Here is a 16,708-nt window from a genome sequence, read left to right as displayed (position 1 = left end):
AAGTCTTTAGTAGGTATTGTTTATTAGCAATAATACTTAAGCTTTGATTGGAGTTTAAAAAAGTATTTCTTTCTTGTTTTAATTGAAAGCTTAGCTTTTCATTTAAAGATTTAAATAAAGAATTAAAAATTTCATTTTTTATTCTATTATCTTCTTTATAAAGTTTTAAATCCAATTGATATTTTTGTTCTTCTTGTTCAATGATTTTTTCTTGTTCTTTTAAATCTTGTATGTTTTTTAAATATTTTTCATCTATAAAATTGTAAGTTGTAGAAGCTATACTTGTTTTAGTTATAAGTTCTTTTTTCTTTGCTAGAGCAAGTTTGTATTGTTTTGAATGGCTAGGGTAGGGGCGTGGAGTGAAGAGGGAGAAAGGATTGATTAGTTTTTGAAAAAAATCATTTGGATGATCAATACATTGACCATTAGGTGTTATAGAATTACTAGGGCATACAACAGGAGGTTTAATTTTATCTGCGATTTTATTAAGCAAATCTTGAGTATTTATTAGCAGTTTTTTTGCTAATTCTTTAATGTTTTCAGAAAAATAGTAAGATATAACACTTCCTCCAGCAAAAATAATTATACCAAAAATAATTTTTCCTCTAAACAAGATAAGTGCTATTTCTTTGGAAATATCTAAGCCTTTTTTTAAAACAAAATCTTGTATAACTTCTTCTCCTAATTTTACTAAAACTTTAGTTATATCACCATTGTTAATATACTCTAAGGTATATTCAGTAATTTTTAGTTTGCTATCCACTTTATCTGTAATAACTTGAACTTTTTGAATATAAGGTTGTAGGGTTTCTTTAGTGGGAGAGTTAGGGGAGAAAGATATTGTTTTGTCGGATATATTTACACTATTATTAAACAATCCATTGACTTCTCTACTATTCTCTACAATTTCTTGTCCTTCTCTTAGAGCTTCTTTTATACTTTCTTTAATGTTAATAGTGGTATTGTTTTCATTATGAACACTAATATTATTTTCATTTGCATTCATCTAAGGCCTTTTGGATTTTGTTTATTGTATCTTCTATAAAGATTGATACATTTTTGCGGTAATCTTTCCATTCTTTTCCGAGTGTCTTATCGAGAAGTTTTGAGCTATTTGGATCTAAATTATTAAATATATTATAGTTTTCTTTCATGTTTTGAAATATGAAATTTGTATCCTTAGAAGAACACAATTGATTGTTATGAAATAAAAGAAGACCTCGAATTGTTATTTTTGGATAGATTGCCATAGTTTTATACCAAGAACCCTTATTCAAATAGCCTATGCTATCTAAATAATCATAAAATTCTTCATAGTGCTTTATAAATTTAAGTTTTTCTTCAAAAATTTGTTTTTCTAAATCTTTAGTAGAGGCTCTTAAGTTTAGGTATTTTTGTTTCTCATTTGAATTTAAATCGCTTATGAAATTAAGATAATTAAAATAAGTATGTTCTTTGCCATGTAGAAAAATGAAAAGACTAATGTAGCTTTTAAGAGAAACTTCAAAGTACCTATCCTCAAATCCAAATAATTTAGCCACCTTAAAATCAAAAATAGCCTTTTGCATTTTTGTATTTAAATCTCTAAAGTCTTCTAGTTTAGGCTGATAATCATCTACAATTTTAATCATATCTTTAGGACTTGGATTTAAAGTCATTTTTTCAAAAATTCTAAATTCTTGTTCTTTTTTAGGAAAATGATACATTCCCCAATAAATCGTATATAAAGGAGAATAAAGTAATTTTGCAAGCACGGCAAGTATTATGATTAATATAATACAGGGTATATAAAATCTTTTAAGTTTATAAAAAGGTTTTTTCATTTATATTCCTTGATATTCTAAAAATAGTTTTTTATATATTTTTTGTAAAAATTACAATGAAAGTTTTTTAATATTTTAAGCAATTTTTTTACCTTTAAGGTTAGTATTGTTTATTATAGCATTGTTGTACAAATCCCCCTTACTCATACTTTCTTTATTCTTGCTTTTTTCTTTTTCATTATTTGGATTTGAAATTTCTATTTCTTTAAAACTTTTAGAGCATTCTTTATCTGTGTATAATCTAACACAATACTTTCCCCAAGTCTTACCTATGCTAAAAGGATAATCTTTTAAAAAATCAGGTTGTTTGTTGTAATTAATCTCATTGATTTTAAAATAATACTTTCCTTCAGGTAAGCTTCCAAATTTATCTTTAATACTTTCATCATCATAGTAAAAATATGCTTTTTTCTTGGTAGTTTTATCTTTTATATCTTGATAAAAACTAAAAGCAATTTGTTTATTTGATGGTTTTAAATTATCAGCTTTAGCTACTCCACTTCTTGCTATATAAGAAGCTATTAAATCTTTTCCTTTAAAATGATATAAATAAAAACCATCATATTTAAAATAATCTTTATTTTTAAACCTAAGTATAAGTCCTATTTTATGATTAATATAATTATTAAATATTCTTTTGCTATCTTGTAAGGGTTTGGCTAAATAAGCTTTATTATCTTCTAATCTAACTTTAAAACTATGACAATTACTAAAGTCTTTTTCTCTATCAAATCTTATTTTACCTTCTTTATTAGTTTTTAATCTCAATACGCTTTGCTTGATTAGTTTTTCATGATCATACCCTTTTATACTAATGCTAGCATTATCAATAGCCTTGCCATGTTCATCTTGTATGATAAGGCTGATGTAATTTGAAGTAGCAGTGTTGTTTATAATGCTAGTGTTATTGTGGGTTAAATTTAGATCTTGATGGTTTAAATCATCATAAGCATAGCGCTTGCTTATCTTTTTAGGTTCTAATTTTATATTTAAACTATTTTTAGCTAAAACATAGTTTTTAATCTTACAATGATAATAATCATAAGTAATGTTTAAATCTTTGAAAGCATATAAATTATTCTCATCATATTTAAGATAATAATTTATTTTTTCATCATTGAAAGAAAAAATTTCATCTTCCTTTGCGCCTAAAAGAAGTTTTTCATAAAAAAATACTCTTGTTTTTAGTTTATTAAAATCTAGATTATAGTTTTGTTCTAATAAAGCTATATCGATTAATGACTCATCTTTAACAAATATATCACAATTGTTCTCATAAAGATGTAAAAGATTTGACATAGATGAAGCATTGTCAAAAAATATAAGCTTTTTATTTTTATCTTTGTTTTCTAAGATGAAGTGGCTTAGATTTTTAAGGTGATAAGATATAAGATTAAAATCTTCTTTTGTATCTTCTGCAATGGTATTTCTTTGTTTTGTTTTTAAAGAAGTTTCATTGTTAAAATTTGTGTTTTTTATTATAGTGCTTGTATTTTCTTTTGTATTGTTTTCTTGATTTGAATTTTCATCTTGATTTAAGTTTTTATTTATTTCTTTATTTTCATTTTTATTGATTGTTTTATCTATGTTATTTAATTCTTCATTGATAATAAAAGAGCTCATATAAGTTTGATAAGCATTTTCTAAATCTTTAAAACCAAGTCTTTTAAACTCATCAATACTTTTATAAAGTTCTTTTCTTGCATTTAAGTAAGTATCATTTAGTTTGTTTTTATGAGAGATAAAGATAGTATAAAAACTAGAGTTAAATTCTAATTCTTTTATTGTGTTTTCATCAAATAAAGCTTGCTTATCTTTATCATATAAAACATAATCTTCACAAAAATATAAAGCTTTTAATAAATAGGGTTTTGAATCGATGTTAATGTTGTTGATATCTTCTAAAGATAGTTTTTGTATATAGGCTATTTTTAAATTATTGATTACTTGTATAGACATAAGTTTATAATTATTATATTCTTGATTAAAGTGATTAAGATTTTCTAAAAATATTTTATACTCATTGATATATTCTTTTTCATCTTGTATATTATCTAAATATTTAAGACTTTGATTGAAAATATTATTATTGTAAAAATTACAAGAAAAACTATCAAAATTAAATTCTTTTAACAAATTACTATTTTTATCATCTATAGAACATAAAGGAGTAAAGGAATTTTGTATGTTTTTGTAGTAGGGGTAGAGAGAGTAGGCGGTGGATTTGTAAGTTTTATTACTTGTAAAGGAGTCAATTAAATTAAAAGTAAATTTTTTTGCTTCTTCTCTAGAGTTTTCAATATTTTTTATGTTATCAAGTGTCATTCCTAAATCCATAATGGTGGAGATGATAATTGTTAAATCAGCCATTCTATCTATTCCTAAATTAGCTATAGCTTTGCTTACGCTTTTTTCTTCATCCCAAACCAAAATAAAATTGATAATATCGCCAGTAATAGGAATTTTTTTGCAAATTAATCCGCAAGAATTGAAAGTTTCTAAAATAGTATTTCCATAATCTAAAATAGGTTCTATTTCATTCCAAGCTTGTCTAATCTCTTCGGGTATTATTAAGTCATCTTTATCTGACATATTTATTCCTTATATTTTAAAGCTTCTTTTGTAAGCATTAAAGTTTTTTTTGTTTGATTGTAAATTGCAATGAGTTTTAAAATTTCACTCGTTCTTTTTGGAAAAATTTGAATAAAATCATCTTTAAAATCAAATTTTCTTTTTAGATTGGTGTTAAAATAAGTAAACGCATCGCTTTGAAAAAATCGTCCCATTAAAATAATATATTCTTTTCTTTTGATTATTTTTTTATATTTTTGTTCATTCAATGGTAAATCAATATTTAAGCTTGATATTGCTTTATCGTAAGTAATTAAAGCATTTTGCAAAAGCACGAGTTTATCTTCTTTATTTGAAATTTTATTCATTGTTTTTAAAAGTGTTTCTAAAAGTTTTAATGCTTCATTTTTATCATAAGCAAGAGCTAATCTTTGTGGATAATTTTTAGCTTCATTTATAAGTAAATTTGTATTATAAAGAAAGATTAATTGATTGATATTTTTAAGAGAGAAGATATCTTTATTTGAATTTTCAATATACTTTAAAATTTCTTTATTTTCTAGTTTGCTTTGCTCTATAAGATTGGAAGAAATATCAATATAATCTTTTGCAATTTCGTTTTTATGTAAAATTTGATCTGCTAAAACAAAAAAGTTTTGTAATTCTTTTTTCTGATTTAATGTTAGGATATTTTCTATTTGCTTATAATGAGATTTTCTTAAGTTTTCAAGGTTTGAAATATCGTTTTTTTGTACAGAAAAAAAAATTTTTAAAAAATTCAAATCAAGTTTTAGATAAAAAAGTGCTTCATTAAGATAGATGACATAGCTTAGTGTTTTTAATTCTTCTTTGTTCAGATTAAAATAAATCGCCTTAAGTTCTTCTAAGTTTTGTAAATATTCTTTTCGAGTAAGATTGTTGTAATAGTATGTCTGATTGTTTATATTACATTTAAAATTAACTTGATTTAAATTTGTATTTTGTATAAATTTTAAATCCTCATCGCTCAACTCATCAGTACACAAAGCATAAGCGGTGTTGTAAATAAAAAATGTAAAAAAACATAATTTTAATACCCTTTTTAAAATTTTATCTCTCATTTTCTAGCCTTTTAATTTGCAAAGAAGAAGTAAAACAATATTTATTAGTTTTCTACTAAAAAGAATGATTATTGATAAATAACATATCATTTCAAATAATCCATATTTTGAAAAATATCTACCTAAATATATGAAATTTAAAAATACAATTGGTGGAAAGAGTAATAAGTTTTCACAAAAAATACTATACACCCAATCTATAACTTTATTAGAAACACCATATTTATTTTTACAATTTTTACATTTTATTTCTAATTTGCCTGAGAATATATTCCAAATATTTTGTAATTTATTGATTTTTGTTTTACAAACTTCACATTCTTTATAAATAGACATTTATTTTTCCTATATAATTTAAAAATTATCTTTAAAATTTAAATTATTTTTGGCATGCATTTAATCTTCCTTTAGCAAAATTTATTAGACGATTAGGTTTTTAGCGCCATATATTGTTTCGTATAATTCTTGATATTCGGTTTTTAAATTTATATCATACAATAAATTCATTTTTTTATAAGAATTAATCATATTTTCTAATAACTGTTCTTTTTGAGGTATAGAACACATAAGATTTATATCTAAAGTAAAACCAAAAAACAAGATATTATAAGTCATAAAATTAATTTCAAACATTATTTTACCTGGATTATACTTAGATGATAATTTTTCAATTTCACTCATAAAGACAAGCAACTCATCCGCAACATTTAAATAATTATTAATTTCTTTTAAATCAGTGCTATTGGAAATAAAATAAAAATAATTAAGACTATTTTGCATTTGTAAAGTAAATAATACATCCTTATTTTTAAGAGCTACCAAATAAGCATTGTCTAAACCTAAAATTTGCATAAATTTAAAATCTTTTTTAAAATTATGCATATAATTTAATAATTCTTTTTGATTAAGTTTTAATTCTTGATTTAAGTTTTGTCCTACAAAAACTTTTTTAAATTCTTCTTCGTTGCTCCAGAATAATTTAGATATCTCTTTTCTAATTTGATTTTCTTTTTCATAATAATACTTATCCCAAAAGATAAGCTCTAAAGGGTGATAAGCTAAGCTTATAAAAATAATCAAAGCTATAAGCAAACCGCAGGGTATATAAAATTTTTTAAGTTTATAAAAAGGTTTTTTCATTTATATTCCTTGATATTCTAAAAATAGTTTTTGTGTCTTTTTTTGTTTCGTTTAAGGTTTTATTTTGAGTGTTAAGTTTTATCTCATTCATTTGTGCATTCTTTTAGTTTAGATTGTATGGATTTAAGTTTATTAGTTTGTTTTTGATCGAGTCTGAATTTCTTAAAAATATAGATCAATTTTTGAAGGTTTTTTATTAAATTATTATCATCAGTATAAGCATATTTTTCTAATTCTTTATTAAAAAATAATAAAATTCTATTAGAAGTAAAATCAATTTTGCTCATACCATTTAAAATTGTCATAGTTTTAGGGGTATTTAAATCACAAATATAATCTTGTAAAAATTCACTCAAATACATACTAGTAAATCCACTATTATAGCCAATTAGGTCGCTAACATACGTTCCGATTCTAACTACATCAAAGCTATCAAACTTATGAATATCTTTTTGTAAAAAATCCTCTTCTAAACGAGTATTTAGAAAAAATAAAAAATCTTCAAAAACTTTAAATCTTTCCTTATCAAATAAAAAATAAGTTTTATGATTTGTGATATTTCTTTCATTGTATAAAAGATAAAGTATAATATCAGTATTTGAATTTGTTGTAACATGCCCAGCTTGTCTTATAAGCTCAACATCTTCTTCTGTAGGATAGTAAGAGGTTAAAGTTCTTACATCTTCAATACTAGCTTGTATCATCTTAAGATTTTTAATAATCATTTGTGTAACTTTTTCTTGATTATAGTTTTCTTTGCTTAAATTCTTAGCATATTCTAATTCTTCCTTACCTTCGTTTTCACTCCATTTGATTAAAGCACTAAGATTTTCTCTTGCTTTATTTTCATTAGCTTCTTTAAATTGTAAAGCTTCTTGGATAAAGTTATAAGCATTACTAACAATTATAATAAAAACTAATACAATAAAAACTATAATAGAAATTCTTTTTGATATTTTAAGCAATTTTTTTACCTTTAAAGTTAGTATTATTTATTATAGCATTATTAGATACAATCTTAAAATCTTCTTTTATATCATCTATAATGGTATTGCTTTGTTTTGTTTTTAAAGAAGTTTCATTGTTAAAATTTGTATTTTTTATTATAGTGTCTGTATTTTCTTTTGTATTGTTTTCTTGTTTTAAATTTAAAGAAAGTTCTTTGAAATTTATACTTTCTTTTGTATTACTTTTTTGATTTAAGTTTTTATTTATTTCTTTATTTTCATTTTTATTGATTGTTTTATCTTTGTTATTTAATTCTTCATTGATAATAAAAGAACTCATATAAGTTTGATAAGCATGTTCTAAATCTTTAAAACCAAGTCTTTTAAATTCATCAATACTTTTATAAAGTTCTTTTCTTGCATTTAAGTAAGTATCATTTAGTTTGTTTTTATGAGAGATAAAGATAGTATAAAAACTAGAGTTAAATTCTAATTCTTTTATTGTGTTTTCATCAAATAAAGCTTGCTTATCTTTATCATATAAAACATAATCTTCACAAAAATATAAAGCTTTTAATAAATAGGGTTTTGAATCAATGTTGATGTTGTTGATATCTTGCAAGTTTAAAGTCTTTAGTAGGTATTGTTTATTAGCAATAATACTTAAGCTTTGATTGGAGTTTAAAAAAGTATTTCTTTCTTGTTTTAATTGAAAGCTTAGCTTTTCATTTAAAGATTTAAATAAAGAATTAAAAATTTCATTTTTTATTCTATTATCTTCTTTATAAAGTTTTAAATCCAATTGATATTTTTGCTCTTCTTGTTCAATGATTTTTTCTTGTTCTTTTAAATCTTGTATGTTTTTTAAATATTTTTCATCTATAAAATTGTAAGTTGTAGAAGCTATACTTGTTTTAGTTATAAGTTCTTTTTTCTTTGCTAGAGCAAGTTTGTATTGTTTTGAATAGCTAGGGTAGGGGCGTGGAGTGAAGAGGGAGAAAGGATTGATTAGTTTTTGAAAAAAATCATTTGGATGATCAATACATTGACCATTAGGTGTTATAGAATTACTAGGGCATACAACAGGAGGTTTAATTTTATCTCCGATTTTATTAAGCAAATCTTGAGTATTTATTAGCAGTTTTTTTGCTAATTCTTTAATGTTTTCAGAAAAATAGTAAGATATAACACTTCCTCCAGCAAAAATAATTATACCAAAAATAATTTTTCCTCTAAACAAGATAAGTGCTATTTCTTTAGAAATATCTAAGCCTTTTTTTAAAACAAAATCTTGTATAACTTCTTCTCCTAGTTTTACTAAAACTTTAGTTATATCGCCATTGTTAATATACTCTAAGGTATATTCAGTAATTTTTAGTTTGTTATCCACTTTATCTGTAATAACTTGAACTTTTTGAATATAAGGTTGTAGGGTTTCTTTAGTGGGAGAGTTGGGGGAAAGGTTGAATATATTGCCTAAAAAATGAGAGGTATTGCTTATTTCTCCGGTTGCATCTCTACTATTCTCTACAATTTCTTGTCCTTCTCTTAGGGCTTCTTTTATACTTTCTTTAATGTTAATAGTGGTATTGTTTTCATTATGAACACTAATATTATTTTCATTTGCATTCATCTAAGGCCTTTTGGATTTTGTTTAAATAATTACCTATAAAGATTATTATTGCTTTATGATTACTTTTCCACTTTTTATTTATTTCTTCATTAGAAAATTCTAGTGTATCTAATTTTTTAAGTGTATTATAACTTTCTTTCACTTGTTTGAATATTGTCAATTTGTCTTTAAAAGAACATAATTGGGTGTTGTAAAGTAAAAACATTCCTTGAATTGATACTTTTGAGTAAAGAGCCATAGCTTTATACCAAGCTCCCTTATCCAAATAGCCTATGCTATCTAAATAATCATAAAATTCTTCATAGTGCTTTATAAATTTAAGTTTTTCTTTAAAAATTTGTTTTTCTAAATCTTTAGTAGAGGCTCTTAAGTTTAGGTATTTTTGTTTTTCATTTGAGTTTAAATCGCTTATGAAATTAAGATAATTAAAATAGGTTTGCTCTCTACCATGTAGAAAGATAAAAATATCAATGTTGCTTTGAATAAAATTTTGGCAATACCTATCCTCAAATCCAAATAATTTAGCCACCTTAAAATCAAAAATAGCCTTTTGCATTTTTGTATTTAAATCTTTAAAGTCTTCTAGTTTAGGCTGATAATCATCTACAATTTTAATCATATCTTTAGGACTTGGATTTAAAGTCATTTTTTCAAAATTTTTAAAATTTAATTGAGCCTTAGGATGATGATATATTCCCCAATAAATCGTATATAAAGGAGAATAAAGTAATTTTGCAAGCACGGCAAGTATTATGATTAATATAATACAGGGTATATAAAATCTTTTAAGTTTATAAAAAGGTTTTTTCATTTATATTCCTTGATATTCTAAAAATAGTTTTTTATATATTTTTTGTAAAAATTACAATGAAAGTTTTTTAATATTTTAAGCAATTTTTTTACCTTTAAGGTTAGTATTGTTTATTATAGCATTGTTGTACAAATCCCCCTTACTCATACTTTCTTTATTCTTGCTTTTTTCTTTTTCATTATTTGGATTTGAAATTTCTATTTCTTTAAAACTTTTAGAGCATTCTTTATCTGTGTATAATCTAACACAATACTTTCCCCAAGTCTTACCTATGCTAAAAGGATAATCTTTTAAAAAATCAGGTTGTTTGTTGTAATTAATCTCATTGATTTTAAAATAATACTTTCCTTCAGGTAAGCTTCCAAATTTATCTTTAATACTTTCATCATCATAGTAAAAATATGCTTTTTTCTTGGTAGTTTTATCTTTTATATCTTGATAAAAACTAAAAGCAATTTGTTTATTTGATGGTTTTAAATTATCAGCTTTAGCTACTCCACTTCTTGCCATATAAGAAGCTATTAAATCTTTTCCTTTAAAATGATATAAATAAAAACCATCATATTTAAAATAATCTTTATTTTTAAACCTAAGTATAAGTCCTATTTTATGATTGATATAATTATTAAATATTCTTTTGCTATCTTGTAAGGGTTTGGCTAAATAAGCTTTATTATCTTTTAATCTAACTTTAAAACTATGACAACTACTAAAGTCTTTTTCTCTATCAAATCTTATTTTACCTTCTTTATTAGTTTTTAATCTCAATACGCTTTGCTTGATTAGTTTTTCATGATCATACCCTTTTATACTAATGTTAGCATTATCAATAGCCTTGCCATGTTCATCTTGTATGATAAGGCTGATGTAATTTGAAGTAGCAGTGTTGTTTATAATGTTAGTGTTATTGTGGGTTAAATTTAGATCTTGATGGTTTAAATCATCATAAGCATAGTCCTTGCTTATCTTTTTAGGTTCTAATTTTATATTTAAACTATTTTTAGCTAAAACATAGTTTTTAATCTTACAATGATAATAATCATAAGTAATGTTTAAATCTTTGAAAGCATATAAATTATTCTCATCATATTTAAGATAATAATTTATTTTTTCATCATTGAAAGAAAAAATTTCATCTTCCTTTGCGCCTAAAAGAAGTTTTTCATAAAAAAATACTCTTGTTTTTAGTTTATTAAAATCTAGATTATAGTTTTGTTCTAATAAAGCTATATCGATTAATGACTCATCTTTAACAAATATATCACAATTGTTCTCATAAAGATGTAAAAGATTTGACATAGATGAAGCATTGTCAAAAAATATAAGCTTTTTATTTTTATCTTTGTTTTCTAAGATGAAGTGGCTAAAAGAAAGATTATAAAAGCGTAATAGCTTAGAATCTTCTTTGGTGTCGTTTTTCTCTAAATTCTCAAGTAAGGTTTTATTTTGAGAATAATTAAATTCTATAACGCTTTTATAAAGTTCTTTTCTTGCATTTAAATAAGTATTTGTGATTTTATCTTTGTGCAATAAGAATATAGTATAAAAGCTAGAATGATAAGGAAATTTTTCTTCGTTAAATAAGGCTTGATTGTTTTGATTAAAACTTGTAAAACTTTCACAAAAATATAAAGCTTTTAATAGATAAAATTCTGAGTTAATGTGGATGTTATCTATTGTATCTTTTAGTTTTAATGCTTTATAATCTTTTGATATGCTTTTGAGTAAGCTTTTTTCATTAAGTAAAGATGGCGTTTTTTTAACATCATAAAAAGGATAGTAATAATTTTTTAAATCTTTTGAAATCTTACCATCATAATATAATTGAATTCTTTGCATATTTTTAATTTGTGTTTGATGACAATGTGCTAAGTTATAATAATATTTTTCTTCAGAACTTAAATGAGTTTCATATTCTCTTATAAAATCAATAAAAGAAATACCACTATCTTTTAACCAATCTTCTATTTTAGAATTAATCCACCAAAGAATTATCATACCAGTGCCAACAATACTAATGGCTGCTAAAACACCTAACAAGGTGCTACTTGTAATTGCTATTGCACTATAAGTTGTAATGGCTGCTGTGCTTATTATCGGTATTCCTATTGTAAAAATTTGTGAAGCAATAATTTCAGAACCAATTTTTACAGAAACTTTTAAACCATCTTTTGTTTTTTGATATTCTATTAAAGCATCAATTCCACTAAGGGTATTATCTGCTCTTTTTATGATGATTTTAAAAGGGAGTAGGTAGGGTTCGAGATTTTTGAAAATTTGCTTTGCAAAATCAAATAAATTTATACTTGTTCCAGTAGCACCTTTCACGGTTTGAACTTCATTTTGATGCATAAAATTTTCCGTTTTATTTACATCTTCTACTTCTTTAAGTAGTTTTTCTCCTATTTCATCTACACCTGCATCTTTTAAAAGAAATTGCAAATCTTTTTCTGTTTCGTTTAAGGTTTTATTTTGAGTGTTAAGTTCTATTTCATTCATTTGTGCATTCTTTTAGTTTGGTTTGTATGGATTTAAGTTTATTAGTTTGTTTTTGACCGAGTCTGAGTTTTTTAAAATTATAGATTGCTTTTTCTAATTGCATTTTTAAATGACTATCAGTGTGTATTTTTAATTCTTTATTTAAAAACAATAAAACTTTGTCAGTAGCAGTGTTAATTTGACTCATACCATTTAAAATTGTCATAGTTTTAGGGGTATTTAAATCACAAATATCTTGAGGAAATTCACTCAAATACATATCAGTAAATCCACGATTATAGGTGATTAGAACATTAGCATATATTCCAATTCTAATTATATCAAAGCTATCAAACTTATGAATATCTTTTTGTAAAAAATCCTCTTCTAGATAAGTATTTAAAAAAAATAAAAAATCTTCAAAAACTTTAAATCTTTCCTTATCAAATAAAAAATAAGTTTTATGATTTGTGATATTTCTTTCGTTATATAAAAGATAAAGTATAATATCAGTATTTGAGTTTAAAATAACATGCCCAGCTTGTCTCATAAGCTCAACATCTTCTTCTGTAGGATAATAAGAGGTTAAAGTTCTTACATCTTCAATACTAGCTTGTATCATCTTAAGATTTTTAATAATCATTTGCGTAACTTTTTCTTGATTATAGTTTTCTTTGTTTAAATTCTTAGCATATATTAATTCTTCTTTGCTTTCGTTTTCACTCCATTTGATTAAAGCACTAAAATTTTCTCTTGCTTTGCTTTCATTAGCTTCTTTAAATTGTAAAGCTTCTTGGATGAAGTTATAAGCATTACTAACAATTATGATAAAAACTAATACAATAAAAACTATAGTAGAAACTCTTTTTAATATTTTAAGCACTTTTTTTACCTTTAAAAATAATATTGTTTTGTATTATAATCTTATCAAACAAAAGATTAAAACCTTGTTCTTTTATACTACTTGTATTTTCTTTTGTATTGTTTTCTTGATTTGAATTTAAAGAAAGTTCTTTGAAATTTATACTTTCTTTTGTATCACTTTTTTGATTTAAGTTTTTATTTATTTCTTTATTTTCATTTTTATTGATTGTTTTATCTTTGTTATTTAATTCTTCATTGACAATAAAAGAGCTCATATAAGTTTGATAAGCATGTTCTAAATCTTTAAAACCAAGTTTTTTAAATTCATCAATACTTTTATAAAGTTCTTTTCTTGCATTTAAATAAGTATCATTTAGTTTGTTTTTATGAGAGATAAAGATAGTATAAAAGCTAGAGTTAAATTCTAATTCTTTTATTGTGTTTTCATCAAATAAAGCTTGCTTATCTTTATCATATAAAACATAATCTTCACAAAAATATAAAGCTTTTAATAAATAGGGTTTTGAATTAATGTTGATGTTGTTGATATCTTCTAAAGATAGTTTTTGTATATAGGCTATTTTTAAATTATTGATTACTTGTATAGACATAAGTTTATAATTATTATATTCTTGATTAAAGTGATTAAGATTTTCTAAAAATATTTTATACTCATTGATATATTCTTTTTCATCTTGTATATTATCTAAATATTTAAGACTTTGATTGAAAATATTATTATTGTAAAAATTACAAGAAAAACTATCAAAATTAAATTCTTTTAACAAATTACTATTTTTATCATCTATAGAACATAAAGGAGTAAAGGAATTTTGTATGTTTTTGTAGTAGGGGTAGAGAGAGTGGGCGGTGGATGTTGCTTTTCCTCCTAAAGAAGTTATGTTTATTATGAATAGTTTTTTTGTTTTGGTTATTTTTTTAATTGTTGTTAAAATTCCTGATGGTGCTAAATAATACAAAGGTCTTTCATTGATATCTTTTATTAAATATTCTAGTATAATATTTCTAGAAGTTTCATTTTTAACAATATCTTTTAAAAAGTCTAATTCTTCTAGTGTCTGCCTTTTATGAAAATCATCTAAAATAACACTTTTTTCTTGCCAATCTCTAAAACCTGAAATTCTAGCTAAAAAATCTCCAAAATCATAAAGTCCTATATAACAATCTGCAATACCATCTTTAATATCCTTAAGATGTTCCATTAATCCTTTATCTCTCATTTTCTAGCCTTTTTAATTTACAAAGAAGAAGTAAAACAATATTTATTAGTTTTCTAACAAGAAGGATAATTGCTAATAAGTAAAGCACTACTAATAATCCATATTTGACAAAAAAATATCCACCAAAAAATATTATAATTAAAAGCATACTATCTGGAATAAGCAATAAATATATAAAAGTATCATATATCCAGTTTATAATCTTACTAGAAACACCATATTTACTTTTACAATTTTTGCATTTTATTTCTAATTTGCCTGAGAATATATTCCAAATATTTTGTAATTTATTGATTTTTGTTTTACAAACTTCACATTCTTTATAAATAGACATTTATTTTTCCTATATAATTTAAAAATTATCTTTAAAATTTAAATTATCTTCCGCATGCATTTAATCTTCCTTTAGCAATATTTATGAAATAATTATATCTTTTTGCTTCATATATTGTTGGGTATATCATTTCTTGAATTTCGGTTTTTAAATTTATATCATACAATAAATTCATTTTTTTATAAGAATTAATCATATTTTCTAATAACTGTTCTTTTTGAGGTATAGAACACATAAAGTTTTTATCTAGGCTTGAAGCAAATGGGATTAAATTAAAAAGAAAATAATCGGCATTAAAGGCTATTTTCATAAGTGCATAAGTGTCAGGCAATGCATCTATTTTGTTAATAAAAATGATATATCTATCCATAATGCTTATAAAATTATTCATTTCGTTTAAATTGGTAGTGCTATTAGAAGCAAGATAAAAATAATTAAGATTAGTTTCACTTTTTCTTCCAAATATACTTACTTTATTTCTAAGAGCTACCAAATAAGCATTGTCTAAACCTAAAATTTGCATAAATTTAAAATCTTTTTTAAAATTATGCATATAATTTAATAGTTCTTTTTGATTAAGTTTTAATTCTTGATTTAAGTTTTGTTCTACAAAAACTTTTTTAAATTCTTCTTCGTTGCTCCAGAATAATTTAGATATCTCTTTTCTAATTTGATTTTCTTTTTCATAATAATACTTATCCCAAAAGATAAGCTCTAAAGGGCGATAAGCTAAGCTTATAAAAATAATCAAAGCTATAAGCAAACCGCAGAGCATATAAAATCTTTTAAGTTTGTAAAAAGGTTTTTTCATTTATATTCCTTGATATTTTAAAAATAGTTTTTGTGTCTTTTTCTGTTTCGTTTAAGGTTTTATTTTGAGTGTTAAGTTCTATCTCATTCATTTGTGCATTCTTTTAGTTTAGATTGTAGAGTGTTAAGATTTGTCAATGTCTTCTTGTTGAAGTTTTCTAAAATTTTATTAATATTTTCTTTTAGCTTCTCTTTAACTTGATTATCTAAAAAAAAATCTTTACAAATTCTTCTTGTAACATTATCTGTAATTTTATTTAGTTTTCTCATTGTATTTAAAATTATTGCAGTTTTAGAATTATCAAATTTACATGTGAATTTTTTAGAAAGATCTCCAATATAAATATGGGAAAATCCCCAGTTGTTTCCAATTAAAGAAGATGTATAATAAACAATATGTGAAAAATCATGACTTTTGATTTTATTTTGCAAAAAATCCTCTTCTAAACGAGTATTTAGAAAAAATAAAAAATCTTCAAGTGCATCAAATCTTTCCTTGTCAAATAAAAAATAAGTTTTATGATTTGTGATATTTCTTTCATTGTATAAAAGATAGGATATAATATCGTTATTTAAATTTAAAACAATTCGACTAGCTTTTCTTGAAAGTTCCTCATCTTCATCTAGGAATGAATAAATAGTTAAAATTCTTACATCTTCAATACTAGCTTGTATCATCTTAAGATTTTTAATAATCATTTGTGTAACTTTTTCTTGATTATAGTTTTCTTTGCTTAAATTCTTAGCATATTCTAATTCTTCCTTACCTTCGTTTTCACTCCACTTAATTAAAGCACTAAGATTTTCTCTTGCTTTATTTTCATTAGCTTCTTTAAGTTGTAAAGCTTCTTGGATCAATTCGTAAATACCAATAGCTAGGATAAAAACTAATATAATAAAAACTCTTTTTGATATTTTAAGCAATTTTTTTACCTTTAAAGTTAGTATTATTTATT

Annotated in this window: 14 protein-coding genes; all 14 read right to left on the bottom strand. The window is 23.4% G+C overall.

Translation table 11 applies throughout. From position 1 onward, the window contains the following. Positions 1–992: 992 nt before the first annotated feature. Positions 993–1,823 carry an Abi family protein gene (locus CPEL_RS09000; protein WP_044598836.1) on the bottom strand — a complete coding sequence of 277 codons (831 nt, stop codon included), beginning with the start codon at positions 1,821–1,823 and terminating at the stop codon, positions 993–995. Positions 1,824–1,898: 75 nt separating this feature from the next. Next, complete coding sequence (locus CPEL_RS09405) at positions 1,899–4,415, bottom strand: hypothetical protein (protein WP_167332818.1); 2,517 nt, start codon at positions 4,413–4,415, stop codon at positions 1,899–1,901. Positions 4,416–4,417: 2 nt separating this feature from the next. Continuing rightward, positions 4,418–5,494, bottom strand: a complete 1,077-nt coding sequence (locus CPEL_RS04915) for a hypothetical protein (RefSeq protein ID WP_044598835.1) — start codon at positions 5,492–5,494, stop codon at positions 4,418–4,420. A 3-nt stretch (positions 5,495–5,497) separates the two neighbouring features. Continuing rightward, positions 5,498–5,830, bottom strand: a complete 333-nt coding sequence (locus CPEL_RS04910) for a hypothetical protein (protein WP_167332817.1) — start codon at positions 5,828–5,830, stop codon at positions 5,498–5,500. Between the two features lie 84 nt (positions 5,831–5,914). After that, a complete protein-coding gene (locus tag CPEL_RS08755; protein WP_232088162.1) occupies positions 5,915–6,634 on the bottom strand; it encodes a hypothetical protein in 720 nt (239 codons plus the stop codon). A gap of 83 nt (positions 6,635–6,717) precedes the next feature. Further along, a complete protein-coding gene (locus tag CPEL_RS04900; RefSeq protein WP_044598834.1) occupies positions 6,718–7,599 on the bottom strand; it encodes a hypothetical protein in 882 nt (293 codons plus the stop codon). Continuing rightward, positions 7,592–9,214 (bottom strand): hypothetical protein, encoded by a 1,623-nt coding sequence (locus CPEL_RS09400; RefSeq protein ID WP_167332815.1) that lies wholly within the window; start codon positions 9,212–9,214, stop codon positions 7,592–7,594. The genes CPEL_RS04900 and CPEL_RS09400 overlap by 8 nt, the downstream gene beginning before the upstream one ends. Beyond that, the gene (locus CPEL_RS08995) at positions 9,201–10,025 is read right to left on the bottom strand and encodes a hypothetical protein (protein WP_044598833.1); all 825 of its coding nucleotides are present in this window, start codon (positions 10,023–10,025) and stop codon (positions 9,201–9,203) included. The genes CPEL_RS09400 and CPEL_RS08995 overlap by 14 nt, the downstream gene beginning before the upstream one ends. Before the next feature lie 75 nt (positions 10,026–10,100). After that, positions 10,101–12,524, bottom strand: coding sequence for a hypothetical protein (locus CPEL_RS09125; protein WP_148308772.1), 2,424 nt, complete (start codon positions 12,522–12,524; stop codon positions 10,101–10,103). Further along, positions 12,517–13,386, bottom strand: coding sequence for a hypothetical protein (locus CPEL_RS04875; protein WP_044598832.1), 870 nt, complete (start codon positions 13,384–13,386; stop codon positions 12,517–12,519). The genes CPEL_RS09125 and CPEL_RS04875 overlap by 8 nt, the downstream gene beginning before the upstream one ends. After that, positions 13,379–14,608 (bottom strand): hypothetical protein, encoded by a 1,230-nt coding sequence (locus CPEL_RS09460; RefSeq protein WP_197556447.1) that lies wholly within the window; start codon positions 14,606–14,608, stop codon positions 13,379–13,381. The genes CPEL_RS04875 and CPEL_RS09460 overlap by 8 nt, the downstream gene beginning before the upstream one ends. Further along, the gene (locus tag CPEL_RS04865) at positions 14,598–14,942 is read right to left on the bottom strand and encodes a hypothetical protein (RefSeq protein ID WP_044598831.1); all 345 of its coding nucleotides are present in this window, start codon (positions 14,940–14,942) and stop codon (positions 14,598–14,600) included. Before CPEL_RS04865 ends, CPEL_RS09460 begins: the two co-directional genes overlap by 11 nt. A gap of 43 nt (positions 14,943–14,985) precedes the next feature. Next, positions 14,986–15,753 (bottom strand): hypothetical protein, encoded by a 768-nt coding sequence (locus CPEL_RS04860; protein ID WP_044598830.1) that lies wholly within the window; start codon positions 15,751–15,753, stop codon positions 14,986–14,988. An 83-nt stretch (positions 15,754–15,836) separates the two neighbouring features. After that, on the bottom strand, positions 15,837–16,676 hold the full coding sequence (locus CPEL_RS04855; protein WP_044598829.1) for a hypothetical protein: 840 nt from the start codon (positions 16,674–16,676) through the stop codon (positions 15,837–15,839). Positions 16,677–16,708: the final 32 nt, after the last annotated feature.

It is taken from the genome of Campylobacter peloridis LMG 23910 (assembly GCF_000816785.1).
Classification (GTDB): domain Bacteria; phylum Campylobacterota; class Campylobacteria; order Campylobacterales; family Campylobacteraceae; genus Campylobacter_D; species Campylobacter_D peloridis.
Note: the sequence above shows the minus strand (reverse complement) of the source record. Positions and strands in the feature narration are given on the sequence as shown.

Excerpts from the sequence above, each read along its gene's own strand:
- CPEL_RS09000 (WP_044598836.1), bottom strand. The coding sequence starts at position 1,823 with ATGAAAAAACCTTTTTATAAACTTAAAAGATTTTATATACCCTGTATT.
- CPEL_RS09405 (WP_167332818.1), bottom strand. The coding sequence starts at position 4,415 with ATGTCAGATAAAGATGACTTAATAATACCCGAAGAGATTAGACAAGCT.
- CPEL_RS04915 (WP_044598835.1), bottom strand. The coding sequence starts at position 5,494 with ATGAGAGATAAAATTTTAAAAAGGGTATTAAAATTATGTTTTTTTACA.
- CPEL_RS04910 (WP_167332817.1), bottom strand. The coding sequence starts at position 5,830 with ATGTCTATTTATAAAGAATGTGAAGTTTGTAAAACAAAAATCAATAAA.
- CPEL_RS08755 (WP_232088162.1), bottom strand. The coding sequence starts at position 6,634 with ATGAAAAAACCTTTTTATAAACTTAAAAAATTTTATATACCCTGCGGT.
- CPEL_RS09400 (WP_167332815.1), bottom strand. The coding sequence starts at position 9,214 with ATGAATGCAAATGAAAATAATATTAGTGTTCATAATGAAAACAATACC.
- CPEL_RS08995 (WP_044598833.1), bottom strand. The coding sequence starts at position 10,025 with ATGAAAAAACCTTTTTATAAACTTAAAAGATTTTATATACCCTGTATT.
- CPEL_RS09125 (WP_148308772.1), bottom strand. The coding sequence starts at position 12,524 with ATGAATGAAATAGAACTTAACACTCAAAATAAAACCTTAAACGAAACA.
- CPEL_RS09460 (WP_197556447.1), bottom strand. The coding sequence starts at position 14,608 with ATGAGAGATAAAGGATTAATGGAACATCTTAAGGATATTAAAGATGGT.
- CPEL_RS04865 (WP_044598831.1), bottom strand. The coding sequence starts at position 14,942 with ATGTCTATTTATAAAGAATGTGAAGTTTGTAAAACAAAAATCAATAAA.
- CPEL_RS04860 (WP_044598830.1), bottom strand. The coding sequence starts at position 15,753 with ATGAAAAAACCTTTTTACAAACTTAAAAGATTTTATATGCTCTGCGGT.